This window comes from Streptomyces sp. NPDC088194, from assembly GCF_040702025.1.
Classification (GTDB): domain Bacteria; phylum Actinomycetota; class Actinomycetes; order Streptomycetales; family Streptomycetaceae; genus Actinacidiphila.
The window spans coordinates 55,233-61,746 of sequence record NZ_JBFBIV010000052.1 but is presented as its reverse complement, the minus strand read 5'-3'; the positions used below and the strand labels follow the sequence as shown (position 1 = coordinate 61,746).

The window sequence follows — 6,514 nt, the reverse complement described above, 5'->3', positions numbered from 1 at the left end:
ACACTCTTTTCGCGGAAAAGCCGCGGAAATCCAGGGGCGCGGGGAACTGCGCGACCGGCCACTGACCGGCCTGTGGCCGGGGACTGGCGTCGGCACCTCAAGTGCCGCCGGGCCCGGCGCGTAATCGGGTGCCCGGTGGGTCGGGAACCCGGTCCGGGGTGCCCTTCTCGACCGCCGCGGGCGTCCCCGGCGCGGGCTTTCTAGCGGACGGTGACGTGGAACACCGGGGAGGCCGTGCTGCCGCTGACGATGCGCAGGTCGTTCTTGCCCTTCAGGCCGAGTTCGACGCCCAGGGAGTAGGAGCCGCTGCGGGTGATGGGCGCGGAGGCGGGCAGGGAGACCCACTTGCCGTGCTGCTTCTGCTGGAGCGTCACCTTGCTGCCGGCCTTCAGACCGGTGGTCTTGCCCGTGACCCGGAACTGCTTCCAGGCGGCGACCGAGGTGACCGACGGCGTGGCGGTGATGGCGGCCTTGGCAGGCGCCGCCGACTGCGCGGCGGCCGGGGGCGCGGCGTGCGCGGCCGGGGTGGCCGCCATCGCGGTGCCGGCCACGGCGAGGGAGGCCGCGGTGAGGACTCCGAGGGCGGCGACGCGCAGGGAGTTCCGCTTGGTGATGACCATGAGTCTGTCCGTTCCCTTGTGAAACTTCGCGGTATCAACCAAAGGCGTGATAAGTGCCGTTGGTGTGGTCTCACCGGATAAGACGGCCGATCGCACGATTGCGTTGTGGACGCCTCGTCACCGTCTCGTAACAGCCGGGTCATGGGGTGAGTGCCCGAACCGCCCCACCGCCGGCCACCAGCGGCCCCGCCTCGGAGCACCGGATCTCCTTCCGCCGCTCCCGGCCGTGGGCCGCCTGACCGGAAGGGAGCCGGTCGACGGAACCGTGGCGCCGGTGCGTTCAGGGTTACGATTCGGGGCCATGGCGCAGAGCACGCACACCGTGTCCGGGGACTTCGATCTGACGATGGACGAACTGCGCGTCGTGGCGCGTTACGTGGTGCGGCACGCGGAGGGCGTCCTGCCGGTCTTCGAGCAGGCCGTTCCCGATGATCCGCGCCCCCGTGCGGCGATCGAGGCGGCCTGGGTGTTCATCAACGGTGCCGGCCGGACGAAACTGCAGCGCGTCGCCTCCATCGACGCTCATCGGGCCGCCCGGTCCGCGCCCTCCGAAGCCGCGCGCCTGGCCGCGCGATCCGCCGGTGACGCCGCATCGGCCGCGTACCTGCACCCCATCGCCCAGGCCGGCCAGGTCGGCCACATCCTGCGGGCCGGCGCGAGCGCCGCGCGGATCGGGGAGGTGGCGGCGGGTGGTGATCCCGCGATCGGAGACGCCCTGCTGGAACGGTCGCGGCGGCTTGCGACACCGATGCTCATCGATGTGCTGTGCCGCTACCCGCCCGCGCCGGGCGGCAGCAGTCGCGTCGCCCGGCTGATGGGCGCTCTGGACCGTTCCCTGCGCCAGGCGGTTGACCGGCCACCAGGGCCCGTCGAAGCGAGCGGCGCCGATGCGGACAGGGGGGAGGGCACGTCGTGATCCTCCCGAAGGCCCGCGACCCCCGCTTCGTGACGATCCGCCGTGGTGGGACGCTCACCGACGCGGATCACCGCCTCCTCGCGCTGTGGGCCGCCGCCTGCGCGGAGCACGTCCTCGGCCTCTTCGAGTCGGCCCGGCCCGACGACCCGCGACCGCGCCAGGCGATCGAGCACGCCCGGGCCTGGGTACGTGGCGAGGTCGGGATGATGCGCGCCCGCGCGGCGGGCGGGCACGCGATGGGGACGGCCAGGGATCTGCGTGGGGCGCCCCGGCACGCCGCGTACGCCGCCGGCCAGGCCGGGGTGGTCGCCCACGTCGCCGCGCACGAGCTCGGCGCGGCCGCCTACGCGATCAAGGCCGCACGTGCGGCGGCACCGGAAGGCGAGAGCGAGGCCGCGGGACGAGTCGAGTGCCGGTGGCAGCGCGCCCGGCTCCCGGAGGCGATCCGCGAGCTCGTCCTCGATGACCAGCGGCTGCGCAACGACATCTGCTGGTGGGTGTTCGACTGCTGAAGCCGGACCGTGGACGGCCTCCCCTGGCCGGCCCGGCGGGGATCACCGGGCACCGCCGTCCAGTTGTCGGGTGCCGCCGTCCGGTGGTGGGTGCCGCCGTCCGGTGGTGGGCGCACACGGTCGACGCGGAGCCGCTCGGGTCGGGGAGGACGCGCCGCCACCTCGGCGGACGTGGCCGGGTCAGGTCCCGGCCGGTGGGGCGCCCAGCAGGCGGCGGAACGGCTCGAAGACCTCGTCGGCGCCGAGCGGGCGGGGCAGCAGTCCCTGGGCGAGGCAGGCGGCGGCGATCTCCTCGATCGGGCGGCTCAGCCGTTCCAGGCCCGACATCGTGAGCCGTGGCTCGTCGGCCGGGTGAGCCGGCGCCTGCCCGGCCGCGGCCTGCCCGGCGACGGCCTGACCCGCGGCGGCCTCCTCCGCCCGGCACAGCAGCGCGTACGCGCCGCGCACGGCCGCCGGCTCGCGCTCCAGGGTCGCCGTCGAGACGGCCACGAGGTGGTTGACCGGGGCGTACCCGTGGGCGGCGCACCACGCCCGGTCCCGCTCGGCGGCCCGGTCGATCACGGGGACGAACTCCTCCCCGCCGGGAAGGTCGTTGCCGAGGACCGCCGCGTCGACCTCGCCGGAGCGCAGTGCCTCGACGAGGCTGCCGGACAGCGTGCGCTCCACGAACCGCGGGTCGTCGTACTCAGGGACGTGCGCCTCGTCCTGGGTGACCCAGTGCGACTCCCCGGCGGCCAGCCCGAAGTCCTCGGCGAGGTGGCCGCGCACCCACATCCCGGTGGTCTGGGTGTAGGAGCGCACGCCGATCCGGCGGCCGCGCAGCCCGGTCGGGTCGGTGATCGGCCGCGAGCGGTGCGCGATCAGGCATCCGCGCTGGAACCGCGCGGCCACCACGACGGGCAGCACCGCGATCGGGTGGCCGTGGGCGATCGCCTGCAGTGCGGTGACGACGGCCAGTTCGCTGACGTCGTACGCCTGCTCGCGCACCATCGGCGCGAACGCCCGGTGGATCGGCGCCACTTGGACGAAGTCCAGGCCGACGGCAGGATCGGTGAACGTGCCCGCGCGCAGCAGGTCGCCGATGGGGTGGGCGCCCAGCGCGGTACGCAGCCGGAACTCACGCATCGCCGTTCTCCTTCGTCCTCGTCCGCGCGCCCCAGGAGAAGCGCTCGGCGGTGCCGCCGAAGACGGCCTCGGCGTCCGCGGCCGGCAGACTCACCGGCGACTCACGAGCCGGGCCGGGCGGACCGGCCGGCTCGCCCTCCGCTGCGGGGAAGCCGGAACCCCACATCAGATGCGCGGAGCCGGCTGCGGACAGCAGCGCGGCCAGGAAGTCCGGCACCGTGGAGGCGTCGTGCCGGGCGGCGCCGCTCGCCCGGCGGGTCGGTTTCAGAGGCAAGCCGGCGAACCCGGCGAGTTCGGACAGCGCCCTGGACCGCCGGTACGGCGCGCCGTCGGACAGGTCGGGGCGCGCGCGGTGGTCGAGCGGCGCGCGGGTGCGCGGGAGGCGTTCACATGCGCGGCGCAGCGCGGGAATTCCCTCGACGGTCATCTGCCGGCGGATCGGGATGTGTTGTGCCTCGGCACCGTCAGTGCGGTGCCGCACAGGCGGGCGCCGGGGTGGATCGGGCGGAGGGAGGGGTGCGTCAGGCCGTGCCGGCCCATCGCCTCGTGCACGGTCGCCACGCCCGGTGCGGACAGCCGCGCCACGGCCCCGGGATCGGCTCGCTCGATCGATCGACGTGTGGACGACGCCGAGTTCTCGCATGCTTCTTCCTTTCTCCCGTGGTTCGGTGACGCATTTCTGTCACGGGCCGGCCTGACGTGCCGTCGGGCCGGGGCGCGGCTCAACGTCCTGCCGCGCGCAGGCGCGCGTCGAGCCGGGGATAGACGAGTCGGGCGTTGCCCTCGGTGATCGCCGCGAGGTCCGCGGCAGACAGGCCCGCCCGCTCGACGTAGCGGCGGGTGTCGTCGAAGTGGTGCCCGGTGTCCGGGTCGATGCCGCGGACCGCGCCGATCATCTCCGAGGCGAAGAGGACGTTGGCGTGCGGAATCACCTTCAACAGCAGGTCGATGCCCGGCTGGTGGTAGACGCAGGTGTCGAAGTGGACGTTGCCCAGGAGGTGTTCGGCCGGTTCCGGCCTGCCGAGCGCCTGGGCCAGGCCGCGGAAGCGGCCCCAGTGGTACGGGACCGCGCCGCCGCCGTGCGGGATGACCAGCCGCAGCGTGGGGAAGTCGGCGAACAGGTCGCCCTGGATCAGCTGCATGACGGCGGTGGTGCCGGCGTTGAGGTAGTGCGCGCCGGTGGTGTGGAACGCGGGGTTGTCGCTGGTGCTCACGTGCACCATCACCGGTACGTCGAGTTCGACGATCTTCTCGTAGAGCGGGTACCAGGAGCGGTCGGTCAGCGGCGGCGCCGTCCAGTGGCCGCCGGAGGGGTCGGGGTTGAGGTTGACCGCGACGGCGCCCAACTCCTCGACCGCGCGGACGAGTTCGGGGACGCAGCCGGCCGGGGCGGCCCCGGGTGACTGCGGCAGCATCGCGGCGGGCGCGAAGCGGTCGGGGAACAGCTCGGCGACACGCGCGCACAGGTCGTTGCAGCACCGCGCCCATGCCTCCGACACGGCGAAGTCGCCGATGTGGTGGGCCATGAACGAGGCACGCGGGGAGAAGACCGTCAGGTCGATGCCGCGCTCGTCCATTCGCCGCAGCTGGTTGGCCTCGATGGTCGCGCGGATCTCGTCGTCGCCGATCCGAAGGTCGGAGGGCCGCGGCGGCTCACCGGAGCCGGCCAGGGCCCGGATCTGGCGCTCGCGCCACTCGCCCAGTGCGACGGGAGCGGTCGTGTAGTGGCCGTGGCAGTCGATGATCAACGCGGCCTCTCCTCGCTGGTCGTGAGGGCTGCTGGGGGCGGGCGTTCGTCTGTCGTGTCGCGCTCCGCATGCTAGTCGTCCATCATATTGCTGACAATATTGCCAACGGTAAAGTCGGCAACCGGCTGGGTGATGCACGGGAGTCGACCTGGGGCCGGCGGCCTGCGAGCCGCGGGCCGCGCGGGCCCATGAGAGCGGGACCCATGAGAGAGGAAGCGGCGACAGGTGACCAGCACGCGAAGGAAGAAGGCGGCCGCGCGGCACCACGTCGGCGCCCAGATCCGGCGCGCCCTGTGGGTCGGCGAACTCATGCCGGGGCAAAGGCTGGTGGAGCAGGACCCGGCCGACCGGCCGGGGGCGACCCGCAGCTCCGTGCGCGAGGCGCTGCTCGGCCTCGCCTCCGACGACCTGGTGGGCCGGTGGGCCGGTGGGCCAGTGCCGAACCGGGGCGCCCGGGTCAGGGTGGTCTCGGTCGAGGAGGCCCTCCAGATCACCGGGTACCTCCGCGCTGGAGCGCCTGTGCGCGCGGACAGCGGCCGGGACCGCGAACGAGGAGCAGCGCGCCGCGATGGTCGAGGTCGGCGAGCGCCTGCGTACGGCGGTCGCCGAAGGGGCCTTAGCGACCTACTCCACGCTCAACCGCAGCCCGCACGACCTCGTCATCGAGTCCCCCGGCCGGGCCGTCGCCCAGCACCAACTGGAGCGGCCCCACCCGCAGATGGCGCGCTTCCGGTTCCGCCTCGCGATGCGGCCCACCCCACGCGCGCCCCCGCCCCGGCCCCCGCCTCAGCTCCGTTTCAGCTCCGTCTCAGCCGACGACGGACGAGGCAGCACCGTCAGCGGTCGCTCGCAACTCCTCCAGCACGCTGTCGAGATGCGCCCGCGTCGCCTCCTGCGCGGCGTCCGGGTCCCCGGCCACGACCGCGTCGATGATCGCCAGATGCTGGGGCAGCGACCTGGCGGGGCGGCCGGCGCGGGCGGCGAGGCGGAACTGGTGACGCACCATCTGGGCGCTGAGCCGGTCGAGCAGCGACTCGGCCACCGACTGACCGCTCGCGGCGGCCACGCGCTCGTGCAGGCGGCGGTTGAGGGCGGAGTAGGTGTCCAGATCTCCTTCGGCGACGGCCGCGCGCATGCGCTCCCCGACGTCGAGGAGCGCCGTGCGGTCCTCGGCCGTCGCGTGGACGGCCGCCCGCCGCGCGCACAGGACTTCGAGCGCCGCGCGGCACTCCGTGATCAGCACGGCGTCCTCGACCGACACCACGCGCACCCGCGCGCCCCGGTTCGGCACCAGCTCCACCAGCCCCTCGGCGGCCAGCTCCTGGAGAGCCTCGCGGACCGAACTGCGGGTGACGCCGAACCCGTCCGACAACTCCTGCTCCACCAGCCGCTGGCCGGGCACCATGTCTCCGGCCGCGAGCGCCTCGCGGATGCCCTGCTGCACCGCGCTCCGCCCCGCCCGCCCCGACTTCCGGTCCTGCGCCACTGCGACCGCCTCGCTGAGTGCTGCTGTTCTCCTGTTCTCCGCCTGGAATATATCTCCGGCCTCTCCCGTGGCGCGCCGAAGCCGGCCGGCCGGCGCACACGGTTCCC

7 protein-coding genes and 3 pseudogenes are annotated in these 6,514 nt (G+C 73.9%); 4 read left to right on the top strand and 6 right to left on the bottom strand.

The window, feature by feature from the left end:
• Positions 1-200 precede the first annotated feature (200 nt).
• A complete protein-coding gene (locus AB0399_RS26150) occupies positions 201-620 on the bottom strand; it encodes a hypothetical protein (RefSeq protein WP_366412999.1) in 420 nt (139 codons plus the stop codon).
• Between the two features lie 301 nt (positions 621-921).
• Between AB0399_RS26150 and AB0399_RS26145 the strand changes: the two genes are divergently transcribed.
• The gene (locus AB0399_RS26145) at positions 922-1,536 is read left to right on the top strand and encodes a putative immunity protein (protein WP_366412998.1); all 615 of its coding nucleotides are present in this window, start codon (positions 922-924) and stop codon (positions 1,534-1,536) included.
• A complete protein-coding gene (locus AB0399_RS26140; RefSeq protein ID WP_366412997.1) occupies positions 1,533-2,048 on the top strand; it encodes a putative immunity protein in 516 nt (171 codons plus the stop codon). The genes AB0399_RS26145 and AB0399_RS26140 overlap by 4 nt, the downstream gene beginning before the upstream one ends.
• Positions 2,049-2,228: 180 nt before the next feature.
• On the opposite strand, the gene AB0399_RS26135 is transcribed toward AB0399_RS26140, so the two are convergent.
• From AB0399_RS26135 to AB0399_RS26120, 4 genes and pseudogenes are all read right to left on the bottom strand, one after another.
• Positions 2,229-3,173: a hypothetical protein gene (locus AB0399_RS26135; RefSeq protein WP_366412996.1), complete on the bottom strand. Its 945-nt coding sequence runs from the start codon at positions 3,171-3,173 to the stop codon at positions 2,229-2,231.
• On the bottom strand, positions 3,166-3,600 hold the full coding sequence (locus AB0399_RS26130) for an amidohydrolase family protein (protein ID WP_366412995.1): 435 nt from the start codon (positions 3,598-3,600) through the stop codon (positions 3,166-3,168). Before AB0399_RS26130 ends, AB0399_RS26135 begins: the two co-directional genes overlap by 8 nt.
• Before the next feature lie 32 nt (positions 3,601-3,632).
• A pseudogene (locus AB0399_RS26125) lies at positions 3,633-3,816 on the bottom strand (4-carboxy-4-hydroxy-2-oxoadipate aldolase/oxaloacetate decarboxylase); the annotation flags it as partial.
• 79 nt (positions 3,817-3,895) lie between these two features.
• Entirely contained in the window at positions 3,896-4,921 is a 1,026-nt protein-coding gene (locus tag AB0399_RS26120; protein WP_329361837.1) for an amidohydrolase family protein, read from the bottom strand.
• A gap of 309 nt (positions 4,922-5,230) precedes the next feature.
• Between AB0399_RS26120 and AB0399_RS26115 the strand changes: the two are divergent.
• Positions 5,231-5,293: pseudogene (locus AB0399_RS26115) on the top strand (hypothetical protein); the annotation flags it as partial.
• A 55-nt stretch (positions 5,294-5,348) separates the two neighbouring features.
• A pseudogene (locus tag AB0399_RS26110) lies at positions 5,349-5,615 on the top strand (FCD domain-containing protein); the annotation flags it as partial.
• A 114-nt stretch (positions 5,616-5,729) separates the two neighbouring features.
• Here the strand turns inward: AB0399_RS26110 and AB0399_RS26105 are convergent.
• Entirely contained in the window at positions 5,730-6,407 is a 678-nt protein-coding gene (locus tag AB0399_RS26105) for a GntR family transcriptional regulator (RefSeq protein ID WP_366412994.1), read from the bottom strand.
• Positions 6,408-6,514 lie beyond the last annotated feature (107 nt).